This window comes from Actinoplanes sp. NPDC048791 (assembly GCF_040650095.1).
Taxonomy (GTDB): Bacteria; Actinomycetota; Actinomycetes; order Mycobacteriales; family Micromonosporaceae; genus Actinoplanes.
Genome location: NZ_JBEZGQ010001576.1, coordinates 1 through 1,371 on the forward strand (window position 1 = coordinate 1; position 1,371 = coordinate 1,371).

General features: G+C 71.6%; 1 protein-coding gene and 1 pseudogene. One reads left to right on the forward strand and one right to left on the reverse strand.

The window, feature by feature from the left end; all coding sequences use genetic code 11:
- Positions 1–272 precede the first annotated feature (272 nt).
- Positions 273–875, forward strand: a complete 603-nt coding sequence (locus AB0C29_RS48620) for a hypothetical protein (RefSeq protein ID WP_360835189.1) — start codon at positions 273–275, stop codon at positions 873–875.
- Here AB0C29_RS48620 and AB0C29_RS48625 read toward each other — a convergent pair.
- Positions 876–1,371 (reverse strand): annotated as a pseudogene (locus AB0C29_RS48625) (hypothetical protein); the annotation flags it as partial. It abuts the gene before it with no gap.

Below are 1,371 nucleotides of genomic sequence, written 5' to 3' on the forward strand. Positions count from 1 at the left end.
CGAGCCAGCACCATGCCGCGCCAGCCGGACCCGCGCACGAGCCAACACCCGGCCGCAGCCAGCCAGACCCCGCGCACGAGCCAACACCCGGCCGCAGCCAGCCAGACCCCGCGCACGAGCCGGCACCCGTCCCGGCCCGACCCGGCGCCAGCCCAACCCATCAAGAGCAGGGCGTGCAGCGCTTGCCGATGTGCCCGCGCCGTGATGTGATTCCCCGAAGTCTGGCCCCTTCCGTTTCGGACGCGCCGTCACCGCGACCGGAAGGCATGACCATGACTCAACGACGCTTCGGCCCGCCTCCGCACCAGGAGGACCCCTACTCCAGGCTCACCTCACCACGAGGCGTCCCGGTCGATCAGCTGGTGTCCGTCCTGCAGAAGGACATCCGCCGGGGCAATGTCGACAACGCCGTGCTGGCCGCGTACGAGATGCTTTCGACCTCCGCCGAAGTCGCCGAGCACCTGTGGCGCCGGCTGAAGCTCATCGCTGTCGAGGACGTGGGCATGGGCGCACCCCTGGCCCCGGTGCTGCTGGAGTGTCTGCACCGGAATTTCCGGGCTGCTCCTGGCGGCGACACCATGATGGCCGTGCACGCCGTCCGCTATCTCGCCCTGGCCCGCAAGGACCGGACCAGCTCCGAGCACGCCGACCTGGTGGCCACCAAGGTGGAGAGCGGCGACCTCCAGGTCAGCGTCCCGGACTACGCCCTGTGCGTCCACACCCGGGCCGGTCAGGAGATGGGCCGGGGGCTGATGCAGTGGTGGGAGAACGGCGCCCTGGTCAAGGACGAGATCGAGACAGCCGATCACTCGTACCGCGACGAGCTGATCGGCATCCATCGGGCCGCCGAGCAGGAAGACCGACGCCCTACCTGATCACGTCGTGCGGGGGACGGGCACGCCCATCGGGTTGGGATACGGGATGACGACCGCGGCGGCGCCGGCCAACGGTGCCAGCAACTCGGCCAGCCGGGTGCGGTCGGCGGGGCGCAGTGCGGACCATGGCTGAGCGGCCAGCCGGTCGGTGTGGTCCTCAACGGCGCGGTGGACGGCCCTTGCCTCGGCGGTGGACCGGCCACCGTCGTCCAGCCAGCCGCGTGATGCCAGTTCCCGGCCCACGGCGTCCCATTCGGCATCGGTCCAGCCCCGGTTCGGCTGGAGCTGCTCCCTGCCGCCGTACAGCGCGTCCCGGAGCACGAGCGCCTGGCAGCCGTTCACCTCAGCATGAACCAGCGCGGCTATGTGCCCGTCACCACGGTGTTCGCGCAACACCGTGGCGGCGTGCCACAGCCGGGCCAGCGGCTCGGCCGGACGCGGCAGGGCGGCGTTGGCGGCACCCAGCGCACGGCCGTCGGTCACCGCGGACTGCGCC

Excerpts from the sequence above, each read along its gene's own strand:
- AB0C29_RS48620 (WP_360835189.1), top strand. The coding sequence starts at position 273 with ATGACTCAACGACGCTTCGGCCCGCCTCCGCACCAGGAGGACCCCTAC.